At 65.0% G+C, this 22,157-nt stretch carries 15 protein-coding genes and 1 pseudogene; 10 read left to right on the top strand and 6 right to left on the bottom strand.

Going from position 1 to position 22,157, the window contains the following annotated elements:
* Positions 1-341: 341 nt before the first annotated feature.
* Both QZY03_RS30175 and QZY03_RS30170 read right to left on the bottom strand, forming a co-directional pair.
* On the bottom strand, positions 342-737 hold the full coding sequence (locus tag QZY03_RS30175; protein ID WP_295587793.1) for a hypothetical protein: 396 nt from the start codon (positions 735-737) through the stop codon (positions 342-344).
* Positions 738-757: 20 nt separating this feature from the next.
* The gene (locus tag QZY03_RS30170; RefSeq protein WP_295587791.1) at positions 758-943 is read right to left on the bottom strand and encodes an Rpn family recombination-promoting nuclease/putative transposase; all 186 of its coding nucleotides are present in this window, start codon (positions 941-943) and stop codon (positions 758-760) included.
* 608 nt (positions 944-1,551) lie between these two features.
* On the opposite strand from QZY03_RS30170, the gene aprB reads away from it, so the two are divergent.
* Both aprB and aprA read left to right on the top strand, forming a co-directional pair.
* The gene (gene aprB / locus QZY03_RS30165) at positions 1,552-2,022 is read left to right on the top strand and encodes an adenylyl-sulfate reductase subunit beta (RefSeq protein WP_295587789.1); all 471 of its coding nucleotides are present in this window, start codon (positions 1,552-1,554) and stop codon (positions 2,020-2,022) included.
* A 97-nt stretch (positions 2,023-2,119) separates the two neighbouring features.
* Positions 2,120-4,105: an adenylyl-sulfate reductase subunit alpha gene (aprA, locus tag QZY03_RS30160; protein ID WP_295587787.1), complete on the top strand. Its 1,986-nt coding sequence runs from the start codon at positions 2,120-2,122 to the stop codon at positions 4,103-4,105.
* Between the two features lie 146 nt (positions 4,106-4,251).
* Here the strand turns inward: aprA and QZY03_RS30155 are convergent, their stop codons facing one another.
* The 3 genes from QZY03_RS30155 to QZY03_RS30145 form a co-directional block, all read right to left on the bottom strand.
* Positions 4,252-5,412 carry a DUF1501 domain-containing protein gene (locus QZY03_RS30155; protein WP_295587785.1) on the bottom strand — a complete coding sequence of 387 codons (1,161 nt, stop codon included), beginning with the start codon at positions 5,410-5,412 and terminating at the stop codon, positions 4,252-4,254.
* 69 nt (positions 5,413-5,481) lie between these two features.
* Positions 5,482-6,741 carry a DUF1800 domain-containing protein gene (locus QZY03_RS30150; protein WP_295587783.1) on the bottom strand — a complete coding sequence of 420 codons (1,260 nt, stop codon included), beginning with the start codon at positions 6,739-6,741 and terminating at the stop codon, positions 5,482-5,484.
* A gap of 384 nt (positions 6,742-7,125) precedes the next feature.
* Positions 7,126-7,476, bottom strand: coding sequence for a hypothetical protein (locus tag QZY03_RS30145; RefSeq protein WP_295587781.1), 351 nt, complete (start codon positions 7,474-7,476; stop codon positions 7,126-7,128).
* On the opposite strand from QZY03_RS30145, the gene QZY03_RS30140 reads away from it, so the two are divergent.
* The 8 genes and pseudogenes from QZY03_RS30140 (at position 7,447) to dbpB (ending at position 21,420) form a co-directional block, all read left to right on the top strand.
* Positions 7,447-7,836 (top strand): hypothetical protein, encoded by a 390-nt coding sequence (locus QZY03_RS30140; RefSeq protein ID WP_295587779.1) that lies wholly within the window; start codon positions 7,447-7,449, stop codon positions 7,834-7,836. The two genes, QZY03_RS30145 and QZY03_RS30140, sit on opposite strands and share 30 nt — an antisense overlap.
* On the top strand, positions 7,802-8,071 hold the full coding sequence (locus QZY03_RS30135; protein WP_295587777.1) for a hypothetical protein: 270 nt from the start codon (positions 7,802-7,804) through the stop codon (positions 8,069-8,071). The genes QZY03_RS30140 and QZY03_RS30135 overlap by 35 nt, the downstream gene beginning before the upstream one ends.
* A gap of 497 nt (positions 8,072-8,568) precedes the next feature.
* A complete protein-coding gene (locus QZY03_RS30130) occupies positions 8,569-11,883 on the top strand; it encodes a tubulin-like doman-containing protein (protein ID WP_295587775.1) in 3,315 nt (1,104 codons plus the stop codon).
* A 29-nt stretch (positions 11,884-11,912) separates the two neighbouring features.
* On the top strand, positions 11,913-13,496 hold the full coding sequence (locus QZY03_RS30125) for an MFS transporter (protein ID WP_295587773.1): 1,584 nt from the start codon (positions 11,913-11,915) through the stop codon (positions 13,494-13,496).
* A gap of 255 nt (positions 13,497-13,751) precedes the next feature.
* Positions 13,752-18,527 (top strand): PAS domain S-box protein, encoded by a 4,776-nt coding sequence (locus QZY03_RS30120; protein ID WP_295587771.1) that lies wholly within the window; start codon positions 13,752-13,754, stop codon positions 18,525-18,527.
* Positions 18,520-19,830, top strand: coding sequence for a diguanylate cyclase (locus QZY03_RS30115; RefSeq protein ID WP_295587769.1), 1,311 nt, complete (start codon positions 18,520-18,522; stop codon positions 19,828-19,830). Before QZY03_RS30120 ends, QZY03_RS30115 begins: the two co-directional genes overlap by 8 nt.
* Positions 19,831-20,221: 391 nt before the next feature.
* A pseudogene (locus QZY03_RS30110) lies at positions 20,222-20,374 on the top strand (zinc-ribbon domain-containing protein); the annotation flags it as partial.
* Positions 20,375-20,433: 59 nt separating this feature from the next.
* Complete coding sequence (dbpB, locus tag QZY03_RS30105; protein ID WP_363169669.1) at positions 20,434-21,420, top strand: DGQHR domain-containing protein DpdB; 987 nt, start codon at positions 20,434-20,436, stop codon at positions 21,418-21,420.
* Between the two features lie 371 nt (positions 21,421-21,791).
* Here dbpB and QZY03_RS30100 read toward each other — a convergent pair whose 3' ends face one another.
* Positions 21,792-22,112: a hypothetical protein gene (locus QZY03_RS30100; RefSeq protein WP_295587767.1), complete on the bottom strand. Its 321-nt coding sequence runs from the start codon at positions 22,110-22,112 to the stop codon at positions 21,792-21,794.
* Positions 22,113-22,157 lie beyond the last annotated feature (45 nt).

The raw sequence follows: 22,157 nt of genomic DNA, 5'->3' as shown, positions 1-22,157 counted from the left end.
TGCAGCCGCAGCGTTCGCGGTCACCGCGGCACCGCATCGCGGCGGGACGCCGCTCCCATGGGGGACTTTCATCGTCCGGAGTGGCTTGATGTTCCTTCCATGGCCGTTAGCCGGACCAGGGCCGCGCAGACGCGATGTCGGCCGCGCCTCGGCTGGCCGGAAGCATGGCCAAGGGCGCCGGGGGTTTAGGTGATTTTCGGGGACGGATCTACGGATGTTGAGGGGGCGACGGAAGTCGCCCCTACAGTCGCCCCTACAGTCGTCCCCGACCGCCGGCACCGATGGTGGTGGATGGGATGCCCGGGAGGCGCGGGCACCAACGACGTGCCCACCCGACGCGGTTAGTGCAACACGGCCTCCGGGCTGTCGGCAGTGAGGATACGCTCGGACCAGTGCAACAGGGTATCGGCGTCGGCGGCGGCGATGCGTTGACGTACCGACTCGCTGGGGAGGCCGAATTTCTTTGTAATCTGGCGTAGGAGTACGTTGGCTGCGCCCTGTTCGATTCCTTGCTCGATGTAGCGGTCGATGAAGGTTTGCATGATGGGGTTGCCGGTTCGGGTCTGTTGCAGGAGCAGGCGGACGTCCTGCTCGTCCACCCGCTGGGTGCCTTGGACGTAGTAACGCAAGAGGGATTCCAGCATCTCCAGCGCCGTCGTCTGGTCTTCAATCTGTTCGATGACGGCGAACAACTCACGCAACCGCTCAATGGGTTGGTCACTGAAGATCCAGCGCATGGCCAATGGGACCAGGCGGGTCAGCAGAAGGATGCGCGCAGGTCTTGAGCGACGTAGCTGTCTTTGGCGATTTCCAGGGTCTCCAGATCGATCACCGCGAGCAGCGGTGCCGGCAGTTGGTGGCGCAGGAAGTCCGGGGCGATCTCACGCTGACCGAAGCTCTCGCGGAAGAGTACAGTGTCGTGGGGGTTGGCGATGGTGTCCATGGGATGAGAGGCTAGCCAGTTCCGCGGCGGCAGGCAAGACCCGCGCTCCGGGTCCTAACGCGCTGCGGTGGGATCAGCATCGGGTGCGCCGTGCGCACTGTCCCGGCGCGCCCGCGTGCCGGCCTCGATCGTCGTTCCGGCCGTAGATGCCGCGTGGCCGAAACCGTGGTCAAGGTCCCAGGACAAAATCGACCGCGACGCCGCAAACGCCGGGCGCGTGTGCGTCTTTTCGTCACTTCAAGGATTCCGGAATCTGCTAATAAAGCGAATTTATCAAAGCAAACCGAAATACTGTTTTGACAGTAACATGGACCTGTCACTACTCTGCCGCACTCGCGTGGTCCGGACTCCCTCGGCATCATCGTCGGAACCCATCGTCGGAATCTGTCGGACGCCAGGGGCAGAACGCGAGTCAGCCCGCCAGGCATCTTAGGCGCCGAGCCGCACTCGGCCGGGATGCGCGGTGCGGACCGGGTTGAACACCGCGGGCGTGCAGCGGCGCGGCGGTTTTCAGTGGAGCGTCTTCCCGTGCTGCCGGCGCCTCGCCCCGCGCCTTGACCCCCGATGGCGGCACATCACCGCAGTGAACTGTTTGGAGATTTATCGCGATGCCCACGTTTGTGCGTACCGACAAGTGCGACGGTTGCAAGGGACAGGACAAGACCGCCTGCATGTACATCTGCCCTCACGACCTGATGAAGCTGGACCAGGACGGCTCCGACACCGGCCACGCCATGAAGGCCTTCAACCAGGAGCCCGAGCAGTGCTGGGAATGCTATTCCTGCGTCAAGATCTGCCCGCAGCAGGCGATCGAGTGCCGTCATTACGCCGACGTCGTGCCCATGGGCGCCTCAGTGCAGCCCCTGCGCGGCACTGATTCCATTATGTGGACCATCAAGTTCCGCAACGGGACCATGAAGCGCTTCAAGTTCCCGATCCGTACCACCCCGGAGGGCTCGATCGACCCCTACGGCAACAAGCCCACCGCCGACATCGCCAACATCGAGAAGGCCGGCTTCTTCACCACCGGCACCGACGGTCTGCACGCGGCAGACGCAACCCAGCTCATCGCCAAGTAGCGCGAGTCCGGCAGCGTGCGGCCCCTACCTGATGCCCGTTTCCGGACCCGCTCAGGTCTCGCCGCGAACCCAGTTGAGAACGCAAAGGTAATTTGATATGGCAGGTGTATTCGGAAATCCCGAAGTCGTCGAAGAAGAGGTCGACATCCTCCTCATCGGCGGTGGTATGGGCGCGTGCGGTGCCGCTTTCGAGGCCGGTCCCTGGCTGGACCAGGCCAAGAAGGCCGGTTTCGACATCAAGATCAAGCTGGTCGACAAGGCCGCCATGGACCGCTCCGGCGCCGTGGCTCAGGGTCTCTCCGCCATCAACACCTATCTCGGCCCGAACGATCCGGCCGACTATGCCCGCATGGTCTCCAACGACCTGATGGGCATCACCCGCGACGATCTGGCCTATGACCTGGGCCGGCATGTCGACGACTCGGTGCATCTGTTCGAGGAGTGGGGTCTGCCGATCTGGAAGCAGCCGGGCGACGAGGGTAAGCCCCTGGTCGAGGGCGGCAAGCCGGTGCGCTCCGGCAAGTGGCAGATCATGATCAACGGCGAGTCCTATAAGTGGATCGTCGCCGAGGCCGCCAAGAAGGCGCTGGGCACCGAGCGCATCCAGGAGCGCGTCTTCATCGTCAAGCTGGTCAACGACAAGAACGACAGCAACCGCATCGCCGGTGCCGTCGGTTTCTCCACCCGCGACCACAAGCTGTTCGTCTACAAGTTCAAGGCCTGCCTGCTGGTGGCCGGCGGCTGCGTGAACATCTTCCGTCCCCGTTCGGTCGGCGAGGGCACGGGCCGCGCCTGGTATCCGGTGTGGAACGCGGGTTCCACCTACGCCATGGCCGCCGAGGCCGGCGCCGAACTGACGATGATGGAAAACCGCTTCGTCCCCGCCCGCTTCAAGGACGGTTACGGGCCGGTCGGCGCCTGGTTCCTGCTGTTCAAGTCCAAGGCCATCAATGCCTACGGCGAGGAGTACCTCTCCAAGCCCGAGTCCCAGGCGCTGCTGGAGCCCTACGGCCCCTACAACCGTGCCTACGTGACGCCCTCCTGTCTGCGCAACCACGTCATGCTCAACGAGATGCTGGAAGGCCGCGGGCCCATCTACATGGACACCGTGAGCGCCCTGGGCAAGCTCGCCGAGACCATGACGCCGAAAGAGATCAAGCATCTGGAGGCCGAGGCCTGGGAAGACTTCCTGGATATGTGCATCGGCCAGGCCGGCGTCTGGGCGGGTGAGAACATCGAGCCGGAGAAGAAGAACTCCGAGCTGATGCCGACCGAACCCTACCTGCTCGGCTCGCATTCGGGCTGCTGCGGCATCTGGGTGTCGGGTCCGACCGACTTGGGCGCGCCGACCAGCGAAGGCCATGCCGAGGCCGACAAGGTGCCGGGTCATCTGCCCTCCGGCTGGAACTGGGGCTACCGCTCCATGACCACCGTCAAGGGGTTGTTCACCGCCGCCGACGGCGTCGGTGCCTCCGGGCACAAGTTCTCCTCCGGCTCCCATGCCGAAGGCCGTCTGGCCATGAAGGCCATGATCAAGTTCGTCATGGACAACAAGGACCACAAGCCGGAGCTCGATACCTCAGTCGACCAATTGATGGAAGAGATCTACCGTCCGGTGCGTAACTTCCTGGAGAACAAGGACTACACCACCGCGATCGATGTGAATCCCAATTACATCACCCCGCGGATGCTGCAGTTCCGTCTGCAGAAGATCATGGACGAATACGTGGCCGGTGTCGCGACCTATTACCGCACCAATGCCAAGATGATGGAAGTGGCCGAGCACAAACTCGGCATGCTCAAGGAAGACGCGCTGAAGATGCGTGCCAAGGACCTGCACGAACTGCTGCGCGCCTGGGAGAACTACCATCGTATCCTGGCCGCCGAAGCCCACATGAAGCACATCCAGTTCCGCGAGGAGTCCCGTTATCCGGGCTTCTACTACCGGATGGACTTCAACACGGTGGACGACCAGAACTGGAAGTGCTTCGTCAACTCGGTCTATGACAAGTCCACCAAGTCCTGGACCGTGTTCAAGCGCAAGCACGTCGACCTGATCGATAAGGCCGTCTCCTACAAGTGATGCGCTGAGCGGTCTCGCGTGGAGACCGCGGAGGAAGGTCCGGGCGCCGTGATGCGCCCGGGCCTTTTTTATTGGGAGCGGTTGAGTCAACCCCGCGCGGCATGGATGGCCATCATGCTTGCCCCACCAGCGGCGTGTTGGCGATCTCAAAGCATGCCGAGATTCCGCGGGCTAGATGCGGGAAAGACACGCGCTAACGCCTCGCTCCCCAGACCATAGTGTTGGGCTAATAGACCGGCCAAGACGTCCCGGTATTCGTTCAGCACCGGCAGATCCCGGTCCTGGTGCAGATCGCCGGAGCCGAGCCCCCCCTGTTCACCGCGGATGGCCCCGCCTTGGATGCCGCCCCCCAGCACCCAGAGGGTGGTTCCGTGACCGTGGTCGGTGCCGCGGCTGCCGTTCTCGCGGAAGGTGCGGCCGAACTCCGACATCACGACGACCAGGGTCCGTTGCCATTCCGAGCCGAGTTCCCGGGCCAGCGCCTGGAGGCCCTCCGCGAGATCCCGCAGCCGACTGGAGAGCGCGCCGCGCGCGGCGCCCTGTCCGGCGTGAGTATCCCATCCGCCGACGTCCACGAAGCCCAGCAAATACTCGGGATGGTCGCACAGCAAGCGTCCCATGCGCGCCGACTCGAGCGCAAAGCTGCCGGCTGGCAGGGCGGCGCGGGAGGCCTCCTGCATTTCCTGCTGTAACTGAAGGGAGATCTCCCGCCGGAGTCCCAGGCCGTCTCTGACCAGATCCTCAAGGGCATGTTCGTCGTACATCGCGAGGATCAACTCCTCAAGGCCCGGATTGATCTTGCCGCGACGCGAGCCGCTCAGGGGCCAGTTCGCGACCGGTACGGGTCCATGGAAGCTCGGCGGCAAGGTGGGGGTGAAACTCACGCCCGTTGCGGACCCACGCGCACCATTCAGTTCAGTCAGCAGGCGATTGAGAAAACCGCTGCCGGACGCGGGACGCGCCTCCGGGGCCTGGCCAAGCTCGACCCAGTCCTGGGCCTGGAAGTGGCTGCGGGAGACGAAGCCCGTGCCCGTGAAGGGCACGAAGGCCAGTTGTTTGGCGTCCCAGAAGGGCTTCAGGGCGTCGCTCACGGATGGGTGCAGCGCCCAGCGGTGATCCAGCGGCACGGCGGCCTCCAGGTTGGCCGGGTCCGGCCGCGCGAGGGCAATGTTCGGACGGGCCTCGTAATAGAAGGGCTCGCCGTAGGGTACCAGGGCACTCAGTGCGTCGTAGCCGCCGCGCAGGAAGACGAAGAGGAACCTGGGCCCGGGGTGAACCGCCGGCGCCGCCCAGAGTCGCCAGGCCATGGGCATTGATCCGGCTCCCAGCGCCAGACGCAGAAACTGCCGCCGATCTATCCCGTATGCACGCATGATTCACCAGTACATAAATTCAGGGCTGGAGATCAACAGCGCCAGCCGCCCCGCGTCACCCTTCGCCCGCGTCAAGGCCTGCCTGGACTTGGGGCCGAGTGTGGCCTCCAGCGCGCCCACCGCCGGGCTGGCCCGAATCTGCTCCGGCGGCATCGCGGTTTCCGCCAGGCGGGGCAGCGTGTTGACGATCTGCGGTGCCAGTTCAAACCGCTGCGCCAATTGGCCGGCGCTGAGCCAGTCGCCCCCCCGTAGGCTATAGCCATCAGGTGTGCGGCAGCCGAACAAACCCTGCCCAAGCGCAGAGAGCCAGCCGAGCGGCAACTGGGCATTTTTGACGGGTACTGCGCCACTCAGCAGGGCCAGGGCGGAAGTGACCCAGCGCTGAGGCTCCTTGAAGGTCTTGGGGCCGGGGGCGTCCCGGCGGTTCGGGCGCTCCCGGATCAGACCCAGAACGGCGGCGAGATCGCCACTGGTTTCCCGGAAGGTTCGGGCAGCCTCCTCTACAAGGGCAGGAGGCGCCTCTTCGCCCACCAGAAAGAGGCAGAGTTTTCCCGCCAGATGGCGCGCGGTTGCCGGATGGCGGGACAGACGATCGGCCAAGGCTTCAAGCTCCCCAAAGCCCTTGCCGGGGATCGTTTGCCCGAGGAGGTCCTTGCGGCCGAAGTCGTGGCGCCTGGGATCGAACAGGAACTCCCCACGTTGAACCAGGTAGGGCACCTGCTTGGGCGCCCACTGGACAGGCTCCAAGGGCCGCAGGCCAGCGCCGGTGAGGATACGCGCTGTCTCGCGGACGTCCGCCTGGTTGTAGCCGCCGTTCACTCCCAGCGTATGGAGTTCCAAGATCTCCCGGGCGTAGTTCTCGTTCATCTTACCGGAACTGTTGCGAGTATTGTCCAGGTACACCAGCATGGCGGGATGCGTCATGGTGCCGAGCAGCAGATCGCGAAACCGCCCCTCTGCATTGGGCCGCAATACGTCGTCGATGTAGCTGGGGAGCGCGGCACCGACCAGGTCATTTTGCCAGAGCACGTTGAAGTGATTAAACCAGAACCAGACCAGGGCCTCGGCTCCATCGGCCGGCTGGCTGATCAGGCGGCGAAAAAAGGCGGCCGAATAGTCCATGACGAGCAGGCGGCGTGCCTCACGCAACTCGCTTTCCGCGAGCCGACGCTGGTCGGCGTCTTGGATGGCGGTGATTTCAGCGTTCCTCTGGCGATATTCGGAAATCGCCTGGGCAGCGGGCGTCGCCGTGAGCTTTATCATTTGCGTTTACCGCCCGATGACGCTGGCATTGTCATCGATATTGGACAGGGAACCCAGTCCGGGAGGGCTTCCCCTTATTGGTTACTGGATCTTGGTACCATCGCTCCCTGGCAACCGGAAGTGCAAGTTTTCCCGCGTCCGGCGCAAGATCGCGGTGCGCTGCGACGCTCAAGGGAGGGATTCGGGGATTCGGCTACGGCGTCCACATGATCGCCGACACCCAGTATAAGCCGGGTTTGGCTGTCCGCGAGAAGCGTTTTTGAGAAGCATTCCTATTTTGATGCTGCCGCGACCCGAAAGCCGGATGCGGCACCGCCGCCCGCTAAAGCGTCGGCCTCCAGTCGCGCTGGTCACGCGCGCCATTCCGGCCAGACCTCGATGTTGCTACAAAGCCCGCCGCAGCGCGGCGAGGTCAGCGACGCCGAGTCCGGTGATCGCGGCGATGGCCGCATCGCTCAGGTCGGTACCGTGGATCAGATTGATTGACATGTTCCGCAAGGCTTCGGCCCGACCTTCCTCCCGCGCATCCTTAAGCAGGCTGCGCTCGTCGCGCAGCGCCCGCTCGCGCACGAAGGCCAGGCGCCGGGCCTCGGCATCGGCGCTCAGGGTCTTGAGCCCGTAGGTTGGGGTGAGGAACGAACCCCAACATCCCGGCTGCTGGGCTCGCCCTGGGCGGCGAGCGTTGTCGCGGCCGACACTCCGGAGATGCAGCGGCTGGCTGCCGGCGGGGGTCACAGCCTGGCCATCAAGACCGACGGCAGCCTCTGGGCCTGGGGATTCAACGGGAACGGCCAGCTCGGCGACGGCAGCGCCACGAATCACCTGCGTCAGGTGCCGGTTGTCGGGTTCGGGGGACCGCCCGCCTCCGACGCCGACTTCGCCGTCACCAATGTCACCCTGACCTCAAGCGCCCCACTCGCAGGCGGCACCTTCACCGCCGCGATCACCGTCAAGAATCGGGGCACCCAGGCCGGGAGCCCAGGGACCCTGCGCGTCTGGACCAACCGCCATCGACCTGACGCCCGACCGCTCCACCGCCGGCGGGACCTTCAGCGCCGCCGTGACGGTGCGGAACCGCGGCACCGCCGCGGGTGATGCCGGCGCGCTCGCCCTCTGGATCGGTCAGCCGGGCGTCCTCGCCTGCGACGCCGCGGTTCCCGTCGGCACCCTGGCCGCCGGGGCCAGGCGGACCCTGACCTTCGGCGGCCTCCCCGCCGGAGCGGCCGCCGCCAAGTCATTGCGCGCCTTCATCGATCACACCTGCGTCAACGCGGAGGCCTACGAGGGCAACAACAACCAACGGGTGCAGCCTTACACAGTCGTGCCCTGAGCCGCCGTCTGGCGGTGACGCGCGCAGTCACCCGACATCCCGGCGCGGAACGTCGGGTGACGTTGCGCTAACCCGACCTACACGGACGGTAGGGGCGACTTCAGTCGCCCCGACACGTCGGTAGAACGCAGGTGCTTTTCTTCATCGGTGAACATCTGTGACATCTGTGGATAAATCCGGATCATCGCTGTGGCTGGCCTCATGACCGGTTGCCGCGAACCCGGATGCGGCACCGCCGCCCGCTAAAGCGTCGGCCTCCAGTCGCGTCGCCCGGGTCCCCGGAGGTTGAGCCCGCGTGGTACGACGTTCTTCGGAAATCGCCTTAGCCCCGCTGCGACTGCGAAAAGCGCCACAGTACAAGTGTTTCGAGATTGATAATCAGGAAAAACTCTGCTAATCCTGTCCTATTTTCAGCCGCCGGGCAAGGTCCGCGGGATCGGTTCCAGGTGCGGCGGCTGATTGGTCCAGGGCATCGTGACGCTGGAATAGGAGCAATCATGGCAGACAATGATTATCGTGCGGATCAGGGTACCATCAGTCCGACGTTTTTCCTCGGGGTCGGCGGGGTCGGCTCACGGATCGTCGACCGCATCGCGGCGCGGGCCGCCAGCTTGCCGAACTGGGAGAGTCAACTGCGGCCATTGACGGCGTTCATTTCAATCGATACCAATGACCTGGATCAGGATGCCCTGAAGCAGGTGCCGAAAGGGAACCGAATCAATATCGCCGCCTTCGATAAACAGAAGGTCGTCGCCCATCTGCGCCGCTCCAATGACCCGCAGACCGAGCAATGGCTGCCGTCGACCTATACCCCGCGGGAGGGTGTCAAGCCGGGCGCCGGGCAGATCCGTATCGAATCCCGGCTGGGCTTTTTCTTCCATTCCCCGGCGATCCGGCAGCGACTGACCGATCTGGTCAATCAGGCGCTGGCTCCCGGCGTGACCTGGCGTAAACAGGGCAAGGTCAATATCTATCTGTTCTGTACCCTGGCCGGCGGCACCGGCTCCGGCAGTTTTCTCTCGTTGGCCTATCTGATCGACGAGATTATCGATCGGACCGGGTGGCAGCCGCGCGTGATCGCAAATCTGTTATTGTCGACCCTGCTGACGGATAAGGTCGGCCCGGAACTGCACGCGAATATCCACGCCAATACCTATGCGGCGCTCAAGGAGCTGGAGAATCTCACCAAGCTCGATTACAGCCAGGTCCGGCAGGCCGGGCGGACCAGTGAGCCGTTCCAGTATTATCGCAATGAGAACGCGCACGAGACGCTCAGCGTCAGCGCCCGGCCGTTTTTTGTCTCCTTTCTTATGGACCGCCCGCCGCATGTCGGCACCCGCGATCCGGAAAAGGTCATCGCCGATACCGCATTCATGCAGATCTTCACTCCGGTCATCAATGAATTGGCCGGCGAATACGACAACTATGAGCAGCATCTGGAGGCGCTGACCCGCTTTCCCGGCGACTTGCGGGATGTGGGCGAGGGCTTCACCAAGAATTACGGCACCTGTGGTGCGGTCGCCATGGTCCTGCCGGGTCAGGATCTGCTCGAATACTGCGCACTGCGCTTCGCTGCCCAAGCGCTGCGTGCCCAGATCACTTTCGGCGTCGGCGAGAGCGATCCCGCGGACGAGCGCGCCCGTGCGCTGGCCAAGCTCGCGGTGGACTACAACAGCCCGCGCTTCGCCCAACTGTCGGACGAGGGCCGCGAGGAACTGATCAATGCCGCCTTTGTCGCCTCCGTGCGTGAACTGGCGCGTCAGGATGCCAATGCCGAGCTGTTCGACGGCTATTGGTACCGGCTGGTGGAATCGGTGGATACGGGCGCCCTGACCGGCACCAGTGACAAAGGCGAACCGGTCCATGCCGACACCCTGATTCAACAGGTGGCGCGGCAACTCGCGCAGCAGCGCGAGGTCCTGATCAATCGGATCACGATCAAGGACCGCACCATGTTCTTCCAGAAGGAGCAGGCCAATGCCTATATCGACATGGTCTCCAAGCTGGAGGAGGAGGTCCGCAAGGGTCACCAGTTGGTGGATAGTGATGCGCCGGGACTGGTCACCGCGGCCCGCGAGGGCGAAGCCATCACCGGCCTCAAACTCGATCCGATTCAGGAGCGTTATCTCGTGGTGCGCGTGCTGGAGGTCTGCGCCAAGACCTGGCTGACCGAGGCGCGCCAGGACGAACAGGCGGCAGAGGCGAAGGACATCATCAAGTCGCAGAAAAAGCGCACCGAGCTGCGTGACCTGACCTATGAGAATCTGCGCAAGGCCGCCGCCAGCCGGCGGCTGTTCAATCGCGATCAGGACTTCCTGCACGCCAAGGAAGAGGCGCAGGCCGTCTATACCCAGGCCAAGGGTGCGGCCTTGCGTTATCTGGATGCGCGGGTCAGGCTGATGCAGTTGCGCGGTCTCATGGACTTCCTGCAAGACCGCTCACGCCAATATGTCCGCCTGGCGACCCGGATGGACGGCCTGGTCAAGGAACTGGAGAAGGATGCCGCACGCCTGATGGCCGGCGAGACCGCGGTGGTCCCGCCTTACAGTCTGCGAGTCGAGGTTTTTGAGACCCTGGACGAGCCGCGCTACCGCATCTGGGATCGCGTCTACCGCCGGTTGTTCATTGATGACGGGCGCTTCGTCAGTACCTTCGATCGTCAGGCCCTGGCCCAGGCCATCGCCCAGGAACTCAAGCCCGTGGTCCAGGAAGGCGGGCGGGTCGTCACCAAGGGTGTGGATCAGACCGTGGCCGATTTGCGCCGGGCCATGACGCAACTCGGCCGCGAACGGCTGCGCGGGCGGATCTTCGGTCAGGCCCAGGGCGGTGACGGGCAGCCGGGACTCGATGTCATTTCCGGGTTGGATCTGGAGGCGCGCTTGACCTTGGAGCCGGCCCAGGCGCCGGGCGAGCCGGTGACTGACGACGCCATTGCCGCCTACCGTAAGCGCAAGCTGCTCGCCCTGGGGCAACTGGCCGGCGTCATGGCGCGGGTCAGCACGGCTGAATCCGCCGCGCTGGACGACGGCGTCGTCACCAACCGCACCCGGCTGGTCGTGCTCGGTGTCGATACCGATGCCGGCGGGCGCGGGGCTGCGGCGTTCAAGGAAAGTCTGATCGATGTCCTGAGTCACGGCGGTCGGCAGGTCAAGACCACCCAGTGGCATGACCCGCGCATCATCATTGTGCATGACGTGGTCATGCCAATCCCGCTCTATTACTTCGAGGCGGTCATCGACGAGATCGAGCCCTCGTATCTCAAACTTGCGGCCGATGAGCGCCGCGGTTTCCGCTTGCATACAGACCGCCACTGGGAAGACGCCCTGCCGAACCTCAACCCGCGCCAGGCCGAGGTGTCCACCGGCTGGGCGCTGAAGACCTTCGCCACCGGGCTGATCACGCGGGTGATCGGGGTCGACACGCTGGGCGACCTCGGTGACGCGATGGACCTGTTCGTCTGGCGCCGCGCCGGGGGTAAGCCATTCGAACTGGGAGCCGAATTCGCCCCGGCCCTGGCCAAGATCGGCATCATTCATGACGACGCGCACCTGAGCGCCTCGTTTACCGAGCAGATCAAGCAGCACTGGGGGGCAATGGCGGCCGGCGACCGTGAAGAACGGCGTCTGGAACTCATCGGTCAGCTCACCGATGACCTGGACCACATCAGCCTGAAGCGGGTCGAGGGCCGGGATGTCTCGGCCTACGATTATCTCAACGCGCCGATCATGCGGGCGCTGCTGCGAGAACTCAAAGCGACTGCCGCTGAGCCGGAAGGTGCAGAACCCATTCGGAGGGACAAAAAGCGCTACTGATCGGACGCCGAACTGAAGCGGCTGCTGCCATGAAAAGCGTTTCCCCCTGGGCCCCCTTCCGACAGCCCGCCTTCGCCGTCCTCTGGATCGCCACGGTGGTGTCCAATACCGGCACCGCCATGCACAGCCTGGGATCAGGCTGGCTGATGACTACCCTGACCCCAGACCCGTTGATGGTCGCGCTGGTGCAGGCGGCGACCATGGGTCCGCTGTTGCTGCTGGCGCTGCCCTCGGGCGCCTTGGCCGATATCCTGAACCGGCAACGGCTGCTGCTGACAGTCAATGGCCTGATGGCGTTGGCCGCCGCGACGCTGGCGGGGCTGGTCGCACTTGGATGGATGAGCGCGACGCTGCTCTTATTCTTTGTTTTTCTGCTGGGCACCGGGGCGGCCTTTATCGCGCCGGCCTGGCAGGCGATCGTCCCGCAACTGGTCCCGCGGGAGACCCTGGGTGCGGCCATTGCGCTCAACTCGACGGGGATCAACGTCAGCCGCGCCATCGGCCCGGCACTGGCCGGGGTGCTGATCGTCGGCGGCGGGCTGGCCGCGCCTTTTTTCGTCAATAGCCTGAGCTTCCTGGTGATCGTCGCGGCGCTACTATGGTGGCGGCCCGCCCCTCAGCCGGTCTCCGCGCTGCCCGTTGAGGGTCTCGGCGAGGCCATGGTCAACGGTCTGCGCTATGCCCTGCACAGCGCGCCCTTGCGCGCCACCCTGGTGCGGGGTGCCGCCTTCTTCCTCTTCGCCAGCGCCTACTGGGGGCTGCTGCCGCTCATCGCCCGGACGTCGCTCGGCGGCGGTGCCCGGCTTTACGGCGTGCTGCTGGGCTGCGTCGGGGTGGGTGCGGTGCTGGGTGCGGTGCTGCTGTCATGGGTCAAACCGCGGCTGGGAGCGGATCGCACCGTGGCCCTCGGCACCCTCGGGACGGCGTTGGTGCTGGTGGTTTTTTCGCTCATCGCCAATCCCTACGCGGGGGCGCTGGCCTCCCTGCTGGCGGGCGTCTCCTGGATCTTCGTGTTGTCCTCCCTGCAACTCTCGGCCCAGACCGCCCTGCCCAACTGGGTGCGTGCCCGCGGGCTATCGGTCTTCATGATGGTCTTCGCCGGCAGCATGGCGCTGGGCTCGGCGCTCTGGGGCCTGATCGCCGCCCAACTCGGCATCGACGCCGCCCTGCTGATCGCCGCGGGCAGCGCCCTGGTCGCCATCCCGCTCACCTGGCGGGCCAAGCTGGGTCAGGGCGAGGGGCTGGACCTGGCGCCGTCGATGCACTGGCCGGCGCCCCTGGTCCTGGCTGACCAGCCGCAGGAGCGGGGGCCGGTCATGACCATGATCGAATACCGAATCGACGCGGCGGATGCCCCGGTCTTCCTGGCCTTGATGGGGGAACAGGCCCAGGCCCGACGCCGCTCCGGGGCAGTGCAGTGGTGGATCATGGAGGACGCTGCCGCGCCCGGCCGCTATGTGGAAACCTTCGTCGAAGGCTCCTGGCTCGCCCATCTGCGCCATCATGAACGGGTCGCCGGTGCCGACCGGGTGATCCAGGAGCAGATCCGGGCGCTCCATCGCGGCAACGCGCCGCCCCTGGTTCGCCACCTGCTGGCGCCGCCGGTCGTCTGAGCCATCCATGGGGCACGCCTTCGCAGGGCCGAAATGGTCGCTTGTCAGATTGACATCTTAAAAAGACCCATCAGTCGTGTCGGACATCGGAGATATCAACCCTAAGCTGACGCATTTTCGGCTGCCTGCCTGACGCCCGGAGGGCACACCTGGGGCATTTCGAGGGGCCGGTGAAGGTGCGCAACCCCCTCAGAGCACGCCGAAGTGCCATCATTTTCGCCGCAGAACGTCTTCGTTCAGGCGTAATATCTGCGCATGACAATTGACATCGACCTCACCAACTGCGACCGCGAGCCGATCCAGTCCGCGGGCGCCATCCAGCCCCATGGCGCGCTGCTGGTCGTGGACGAGCCCGCGCTGCGCATTGTGCAGGTGAGCGCCAACAGCGAGGCGTACCTGGGGCTCGCGCCCGAGGCGCTGCTCGGACAGGCGCTCGGGGTATTGCTGGACGATGAAACCGACCCGCGCCCGACCGTCCTCATCCTCGACGACAGCCCCGAAGACACGGAGGCGTTCCAGCGTGCCCTGCGGGAGGACTTCCACGTCCTCACGGCCGCCACGGGCGCGCAGGGCCGCGCCCTGATCGCCGCCCAGCCGCCGGACTGCCTGCTCCTCGACTACATGCTGCCCGACTTGACGGGGTTGGAGTTCCTCACCGCGCGGGACCCCGCCCAGGTTGACGCCTATGCGGTGATCGTCCTCACCGGCCACGCCGAGGTTGCGCTCGCCGTCGACTGCATGAAGCACGGCGCCCACGACTTCCTGACCAAGGGCCGGTTTCGCGGGGACGAGCTGCGCCGCGCGGTGACCCAGGGGATCGAGAAAATCGCGCTCCGCCGTCAGGTGGCGACGCAGCAACGGGAGCTGGAACACGCCTTCACCGACCGCAAGGCCGCCGCGGAGGCCCTGCGGCAGAGTGAAGCGCGCTTCCGGTTGGTCATGGAGCACATGTCCGAGGCGGTGATGCTCTTCGATGCCCAGGGCGACCTGACCTACCAGAACCCGGCGTCCTTGCGGCTTCACGGGTTTGCGGCCGACGGCGACACGCCGATGGCGGGCCAACAGCTCAAGGCCACGTGGAAGGGCTGGGACGCGCAGGGCGAGCCTCTGCCCCCCGAGCAGTGGCCGATGGCGCGGGTCGTCCGCGGCGAGACCGTCGACAACCAGATCCTGCACGCGCAGGCGGTGGAGACGGGACGGGCATTCGACGCCAGCTACAACGGCCGCCAGATCTACGACGCCGCGGGCCAGTTCGCCCTGGGCTTCATCACGATCCGCGACATCACGGACGAACGGCGCGCCAACCAAGCCTTGCAAGAGAGCGAGGCCCGGCTCCGGCTGGCTCTCGATGCCGCCCGCATGGGGATCTTCGACTGGGAGATCACGACCAACCGGATCGCCTGGACGCGCCAACATGAAGTCCTGTTCGATTTCAAACCCGGCGAGTTCGGTGGCACCTATGCGGCGTTCGCCAGCCGGGTCCATCCCGAGGACCTGCCGGGAGTCGAGGCCGAGTTGGCGCGCTGTATCGCCGCGCGAGAGCCGATTGACTGCGAGTACCGGGTGGTCTGGCCCGATGGCAGCCTGCATTGGGTCGCGGCGCGCGGCGAGTTTGTCTTCGATACCACCGGCCAACCGCTACGCGTGCGCGGGGTGGTGATGGAGGTGACTGAACGCAAACAGGCCGCGTTGGAGCTATGCCGGTACCAGCAGGTCGTCGAGACCGCCGACGAGATGCTGATCTTTATCGACCGAGAATTGCGCTACGGGATGGTCAACCCGGCCTATGCGCGGCAGTTCCAGTGGCCCTGCCAGGAGTTTATTGGGCGTCGGATTGAGGAGATGTTGAAACCAGATGCCTATGCCGTGGTCGCCGCCCACTTGGAATTGGCCCTGGCCGGACAGCCTCAGCTATTCAGTCTGCAGAGTCCGCACCGAGATGGTCAGATGTGTGATCTGGAGATCACACAGCAACCGTTCCGGATGGATGGGGAAGTCCAAGGCGTCGTGGTGAGTCTCCACGATGTGACCGCCATGCGGGAAGTCCAGCGCGCACTGGAAGCCGAGCGCGCACGGCTGGAAGAACGCGTCACCGCCCGCACCGCCGTGCTGCAAGCCTCCGAGACCAAGCTGCGCTCTATCTATGACCTGCTGCCGGTGGGCCTCGCCATCACCAATCCCGCGGGTCAGATCATCGACTGCAACCGCGCCTCGGAGACGCTGCTGGGGCTCTCGCGGGAGGCACACTTTCAACGCACCTACGATGGTCCGGAGTGGACGATCGTCCGCCCGGATGGCACGCCCATGCCGCCCGAAGAATACGCGAGTGTGCGGGCGATGGCGGAGCAGCAGACCGTCCGCGACGTGGAGATGGGGATCGTCAAGCAGGAGGGTCTCACCTGGATTTCGGTCAGCGCCATGCCCGCAACCCATCCGGATCATGGGGTGGTCATCGCCTATGTGGATATCACCGCGCGCCGGCAGACGGAAGATGACTTGCGGCTGTTCAAGGCCGTGGCCGATGCCTCGGAGGAAGCCATCGCGATCAGCGATCTCACGGGGATGCTCGTCTACATCAATCCGGCGCACGCAAGACTCTTCGGGTATTCGCTGGAGGAGGCGCGTCGGCTGAATTATCGGGATTATTATCCACCCGAGTCCGTCGCGGTGCTGGAGCGCGAGGTCGTGCCCCAGGCGGCGCGGGGCGAAAGCTGGGAAGGCGAGTTGGACGTCTTTGATCGCGCGGGGCGACGCTTCCCGCTCTGGGAACGGGTGGGCGCGGTGCGCGATCATCAGGACCGGATACTGTACGGGTTTGGTTTCATGCACGACATCACCGAACGCAAGCAAACGGAAACGGCATTGCGGGTACTCACCGAGCGCCTGCAACTAGCCACCGAGGCCGGGGGTGTCGGCGTGTGGGAATGGGATGTCGTCGATGATCGGCTGATCTGGGATGAACAGATGTACGCCCTCTATGGGGCGCGGAAACAGGATTTCAGCGGTGCCTATGCGGCCTGGGTCCAGGGGCTGCATCCGGAGGATGCCGCGCAGGCCCAGGCCGACATCGAGTTTGCCTTACGTGGCGAGCAGACGTTCAGACCCGAGTTTCGAGTCCGATGGCCCGATGGGACGGTCCGTCATATCGCGGCCTTCGGCAAGGTGATACGGGATGCGACGGGTGTCCCGCAACGGATGGTTGGGGTCAACTGGGACATCACCGAGGCAAAGCAGGCGCGCGCCGCCGCCGAGCAAGCGGCGCGGGTCAAGTCCGAATTCCTGGCCCACATGAGCCACGAGATCCGTACTCCCATGAACGCCATCCTCGGCCTCTCCGAACTGGCCTTGCATCAGTCCCTGGACCCGACGAGCCGGGAGTACCTGGAGCACGTGCATCAATCCGCGGAGACCTTGCTCGGGATCCTCAACGATATCCTCGATCAGTCCAGGCTCGACACCGGGCGTCTGAGCCTGGACCTCGTCGCCTTCGACCTCCACGCGCTGCTGGAGCGTCTGCGCTCCCTATTCGCCCCCACTGCCGCGACGAAGGGGCTGGATCTGGTGATCAAGGTAGACCCCGACGTACCCCGCGTGCTCTTGGGCGACCCTCTGCGGTTGCAACAGATCCTGTCCAACCTGCTGAGCAATGCCCTCAAGTTCACCGAACAGGGTCAGGTTCGTCTGCGGGTCACCCGCCGGGAGGGCGAGGGCTCAGGGGCGCGACTGCGCTGGACGGTCACGGACACCGGGATCGGGATGGACGCGGGCACTCAAACGCAGTTATTTGAACCCTTCGTCCAGGGCGACCATTCGATCGCCCGGCGCTTTGGCGGCACCGGCCTGGGTCTAAGCATCAGCCGCCGCCTGGCGGAACTCATGGAGGGCACGCTGACGGTGGAGAGCCAGCTTGGCGTGGGGAGCGCTTTCATCTTAGACATCGATCTGGGGGTAGCAGCGGTAGTCCCTGGTATCGCAACCGTGGGGACTCTCCGGCCGGCGCCCACCCTAGTCGGGACACGGATCCTGGTCGCTGAGGATCAGCCCCTCAACCAGCGGGTGATCGGCGACATGCTGCGCCTACTGGGCGCCCAGGTCACCCTGGCCAACCATGGTGGCGAGGCCCTGGCGCGTCTGGCCGAGGCGTCTTTCGACGCGGTCCTGATGGACATCCAGATGCCCGAGTTGGATGGCCTGACGGCGACCCAACGGATTCGGGACAATCCGGCCTGGGCCGCGCTGCCGGTGATCGCCCTGACCGCTGGGGTCACGGAGCCGGAGCGGGAGCGGATGCGCGCCGCCGGCATGACGGACCTGCTGACCAAGCCGGTGACGCTCGATGCCTTGACGGCCACACTCGAACACTGGCTCCCGGCGGCGGGCCCGGTGGAGGGGATGCCCCGGTTTCCCCAGATGTCCCGTGAACCGGCGGGCGCGGGCGCACTTCCCGGTTTCGATCTGAGCCGACTCCGGCAGATCGCGGCAGGCGAGGATGACCTGTGCGCCCTCCTGCACCAATTCGCCGAGTCGGTCCGGGGCGACGCCGACGCCATCGCCGCGGCCCTGGAGTCCGGCGATCCGGCCGCCGCCGCACAGGCCGCCCATCGCCTCAAGGGGGTCGCCGGTACCGTGGGGGCGCGCGCGCTCCAGGATGCGGCCGCACGCCTCGAGGCGGCGTTGCACGCGGACGGCCCCCAGCGGATCGAGGCGCTGGCGCGCCTGCGTGAGTGCCATGCGCAAGCCTTGGCGCAGATCGCCCACCTGCCGCTGCCCGGCGCGGCGGAGCCCGCGAATGCCGTGGGGAATCCCGACGAGGTGGGGCGTCTGCTGGGCAAGCTTCGCCCCTTGGTGGCGCAACGGCGGTTCGTCTCTCCCGCCATGCTCACGGCACTGCGGGCCGCCCTCCCGGCGTCTGCGCAGTCCACCTGCCAGGCCCTGCGCGCGGCGCTCGACCAGATCGATTACCCGGCGGCCGAGCGGCTCCTCGCCGTGCTCGGTGCCGCCGATCCGGCGCCCGGAGAACCGCATGCCTGAGGCCCGCCCGCTCGTCTTGATCGTGGATGATCAGCCGGTCAACCTGAAGGTGTTGGCCACCGCGCTCGACCTCAACTTCGCCGTCGAAATGGCCACCAACGGATCGGATGCCCTCGCCCTGGCGCGCCGCGTCCCCGCGCCGGACCTGATCCTGCTCGATGTCATGATGCCGGGGATGGACGGCTATGCGGTGTGCGCGGCGCTCAAGGCTGACCCCCTCACGGCGGACATCCCGGTCATCTTCATCACGGCGCGCATCGATGCCCAGACTGAAACCCAGGCGCTGGCGCATGAGGCGGTGGATTTCATTCACAAACCGCTCGATCCGACGGTGGTCGCGCTGCGGGTCGGGCTGCATGTGCAGTTGCGCCAACGCGAACAGGCCCTGCGGGCAAGCAAGCAGCAGTTGGAAATCGCTCTGGAGGCCGGCGCGATGGGCCTGTGGGATTGCGACCTCGCGACCGGGGCGGTGGCCTGGTCGGAGCGGCACGCCGCCTTGCTGGGGCTTCCCCCCACCCAGCGGAGCGTGATGCTCCGCGCGGTACGCGACGTAGTTCATCCCCAGGATTGGCACGGCTGCCTCACCAGCCTGGGGCGCACGGTGCGCAAGGGGGTGGCCTTCGACAAGGTCTACCGGGTGGTCTGGCCCGACGGGTCCTTGCATTGGCTCCATTCGCTCGGTCAGGTGATGCGGAACCCGAGCGGCACCCCGCGCCGCCTGATTGGCACCACTCGGGATGTCTCGGCCCTCAAAACGTACCAGCATCAACTCGAGCACCTGGTGCATCACGATGTCCTGACCGGGTTGCCGAACCGGCTCCTGCTGAGCGACCGCCTGGGTCAGGCCATGGCACGCGCCCGGCGCACCGGCCAACGGCTCGCGGTCGTGTATCTCGACCTCGACGGGTTCAAGGCCATCAATGACGCGCACGGCCACGCCGTGGGCGACCAATTGTTACAGGCCGTGGCGCACCGGATGCAGCAGAGTCTGCGTGCGGTCGATACGCTGGCGCGCCTGGGGGGCGACGAGTTCGTCGCCTTGCTGGTCGATCTGACCGAGGCCGACTGCTGCTCGGCGGTGAGCACGCGCCTGCTCGCCACTGCCCTGGCGCCGGTACGGGTGGGCGCCCTGCGACTGCAGGTCACCGCCAGCTTGGGGATCACGCTCTATCCGCAGGCCAATGAGGTGGATGGCGATCAGTTGCTGCGCCAGGCCGATCAAGCCATGTATCAGGCGAAGCAGACGGGCAAGAACCGGTGTCACCTCTATCAGGATCCCGTGGGGGAGACACCCCATGTCTGATGTCCGCCCGCTCGTGCCAAGCTGGAGAGCACAGTCCGTCACTTGGGCATCGAGGTCGGCGAGCGACTCCCGGCACGCTCAGGGCGAGCAGTCCCCAGTGGATGGACTGACGCCGCGGATCGGATTTCAGATGAGCAAGCACCCGCATAACAGCGCCTTGAAGACCAGGCCCTGATGCCACCGCGCCTGGTTCGCCTTCGACGCTCACTTTCGTCAGTTCGGCTCGGTCGCGGTGGTGCCGACCGGGCAATGATTGCGGCAATTCTCCCGCACGGGCGGAGCAGGTTGGAGCCATGAGCGAGCTATAGACTCTCAAGGACGCCGCTTTTGAACTGATCAGTGACACCTATCCGCCCCTTGCGCGCACCTCAACCACCGGAGTGCCCCAACGATGCGCACTTTTGCCTGTCAGTCCTGCGGCCAGGCCGTCTATTTCGAGAACTGGCGCTGCAATCACTGCGGTGCCGCCTTGGGCTTCCTGCCCGATGCGCTGCAGTTGGTCGCGGTGGAGAAGGATGCCGCAGGTTTCTGGACCCCGATCACCCCCTGCGACAAGGCGCAGCATTCCCGGTATTTGCGTTCTGCGCCCCCGCGAAAGACGTCTTGCAGTTCGCGGCGATCCAGCGCATTGGGCGGCGAACGGATGGTACACTGCACGGCTTTCAACGTCCTCAGGTTGCTGCCCACATCAAAGAAATCAGGGCTTACCTCGCGGGCGACGACGCAGTGTTACCCAACAGCATCGTGGTTGCTTTCACGGGAAATGTGCGGGTACAGTCGGATAGTGGATGCGGGACCGTTCACATCGATTGTGCTGATGGCCCCCCTGGGGTTGTCGTGGATGGACAACAGCGCTTGTGTGCATTGGAAGGGCTGCAGGACCGCCATTTCGAGGTGTTCGTGTCGGCTATCCTGTGTAATGGTGAGGATGAGCTGCGCAAACAGTTCATCCTGATCAACAACACCAGGCCCCTGCCGAAATCTTTGATCTACGAACTGCTGCCAACCGTCGAAGGATTGCCTGGCCGACTCTCGTCCCGAGCAAGCGCAGCACGCTTTACCGAGCGTCTTAACTTTGATGAACAGTCCTCTTTGTACGGGCAGATCAGACAACACACCAATCCCGCGGGCATCATTCAAGACACCGTGATGCAGAAACTCATCATGGCCTCCCTGCGCGACGGCGCACTACGGCGAGTGGCGGAGCAGCAAAGCGGCGAAGACGCTGCGTTTGAACTGATCAGCGAGTTCTTTCGGGCCGTGCAACTCGCTTTCAACGAGGCCTGGAGGAGTCATACGCCGAGAACGTCTCGATTGGTTCATGGCGTCGGGATCATCTCCATGGGGTACGTCATGGAGTATCTACACGGCGCTTACGGCATCAGCAAAGCCATCGATTTTGTAGATGCCCTGTCGCCACTGCGTGACGAGACTGCGTGGACTACCGGAGTGTGGAGTTTCGGCGAGGGCAACTGCCGGCCGTGGAATAGTTTGCAGTTCGTGCCACGGGATTACATGGAACTAAGCCATTTCCTGCTTGGCATACTAAAGCGTCGGCTCGTGGGTGGCAGGTTACGCGCTCTTGCGTGAGCGAAGGCACACGATAAGACACCCACATCAGAACAGAGATCTGAGGAACATCGGTGAGCGATCGTAATTGCATGACGCGCCCGATCCATCAGCGCCTTAGATCTGCAGTTGCTCAAGACGCGGCGTGAAGCTCAGTCCACGCGACCTCCGACTACTTTACGACGAGTACCGGAAGCGTCCGCTATGAGGAGGCGTTGCGGGCGCTGTCGCCGAGGTCGAAATGGTCGAAAAACGGCGAAATCCGGGGTCGAATAGTCGAACACGGGTAGCGCTGTACCCGATAGGACCACGGGTGAGGAACTTGGATTGATAGCCGGCATTCATCGCGGCGCCCATCGCGGCCGGAGGCCGCTTCCACGAGGAACCGGTTTTCAGGCGTCGGCGGGGCGGTCGCGATCGTGCAGCAGCGCTTTGAGCCGCTCGATCTCGGCGAGGGCGGCTTCCTTGGCTTGACGCTCGACCTCGCGCGCTTGCAGGGCGGCCTGCTGGGCTTGCAGGGCGGCTTCCTTGGCTTGGCGCTCGGCCTCTTGCGCTTGCAAGGCGGCTTCTTTTGCTTGCCGCTCGGCCGCGCGTGCCGCCCGTTCGTCGTCGAGTTCGCGTTGGATCGAGCGCTGTTGGCGCAGGAAGTCCTGCCGGGCCTGATAGACATGATAGGCGCGTTCTTTGTCGGAGAAGGCTTTCAAGGTCGTCATGGCTTGCCTCATTTCCGGAGTTGGATTTCGGCCTGATAGAGACGG

This window comes from uncultured Lamprocystis sp., assembly GCF_903933125.1.
In the GTDB taxonomy this organism is placed as follows: domain Bacteria; phylum Pseudomonadota; class Gammaproteobacteria; order Chromatiales; family Chromatiaceae; genus Thiodictyon.
The sequence above is the reverse complement of the archived record's forward strand: the minus strand, read 5'-3'. Positions and strand labels throughout refer to the sequence as shown.

Coding starts and splice junctions, on each gene's coding strand:
- QZY03_RS30130 (WP_295587775.1), top strand. CDS start 8,569: ATGGCAGACAATGATTATCGTGCGGATCAGGGTACCATCAGTCCGACG.
- QZY03_RS30100 (WP_295587767.1), bottom strand. CDS start 22,112: ATGACGACCTTGAAAGCCTTCTCCGACAAAGAACGCGCCTATCATGTC.
- QZY03_RS30115 (WP_295587769.1), top strand. CDS start 18,520: ATGCCTGAGGCCCGCCCGCTCGTCTTGATCGTGGATGATCAGCCGGTC.
- aprB (WP_295587789.1), top strand. CDS start 1,552: ATGCCCACGTTTGTGCGTACCGACAAGTGCGACGGTTGCAAGGGACAG.
- QZY03_RS30170 (WP_295587791.1), bottom strand. CDS start 943: ATGGACACCATCGCCAACCCCCACGACACTGTACTCTTCCGCGAGAGC.
- aprA (WP_295587787.1), top strand. CDS start 2,120: ATGGCAGGTGTATTCGGAAATCCCGAAGTCGTCGAAGAAGAGGTCGAC.
- QZY03_RS30140 (WP_295587779.1), top strand. CDS start 7,447: ATGCAGCGGCTGGCTGCCGGCGGGGGTCACAGCCTGGCCATCAAGACC.
- QZY03_RS30125 (WP_295587773.1), top strand. CDS start 11,913: ATGAAAAGCGTTTCCCCCTGGGCCCCCTTCCGACAGCCCGCCTTCGCC.
- QZY03_RS30150 (WP_295587783.1), bottom strand. CDS start 6,741: ATGATAAAGCTCACGGCGACGCCCGCTGCCCAGGCGATTTCCGAATAT.
- QZY03_RS30155 (WP_295587785.1), bottom strand. CDS start 5,412: ATGGCCTGGCGACTCTGGGCGGCGCCGGCGGTTCACCCCGGGCCCAGG.
- QZY03_RS30120 (WP_295587771.1), top strand. CDS start 13,752: ATGACAATTGACATCGACCTCACCAACTGCGACCGCGAGCCGATCCAG.
- QZY03_RS30175 (WP_295587793.1), bottom strand. CDS start 737: ATGCGCTGGATCTTCAGTGACCAACCCATTGAGCGGTTGCGTGAGTTG.